This window comes from Sedimentibacter sp. B4, from assembly GCF_000309315.1.
GTDB classification, from domain to species: domain Bacteria; phylum Bacillota; class Clostridia; order Tissierellales; family Sedimentibacteraceae; genus Sedimentibacter; species Sedimentibacter saalensis.
The window spans coordinates 1-210 of record NZ_CANG01000725.1 but is presented as its reverse complement, the minus strand read 5'-3'; the positions used below and the strand labels follow the sequence as shown (position 1 = coordinate 210).

The following is a 210-nucleotide window of genomic DNA, read 5'->3' as shown; positions in this document are numbered from 1 at the left end:
CAGTTGGTCACCCGCACCCCGGAGGTCGCCGGCGGGCTGCTGCGCAGCATCGTGGACTTCGCGATCGACGGAAGCCCGGCGTTCCCCGGCGCGAAGGCCAGCGCGGCCCGTTCCCTCCAGTCCAAGGGCGACCGCGAACAGGCCATCGACTCCGTGGCCCGCTACCACGTCTCGATGGCGTCGATGCAGGGCTTCCTGACCAGCGTCGGC

At 71.4% G+C, this 210-nt stretch carries 1 pseudogene; it reads left to right on the top strand.

Annotated elements, in window-relative coordinates:
• A pseudogene (locus BN358_RS26875) lies at nucleotides 1-210 on the top strand (hypothetical protein); the annotation flags it as partial.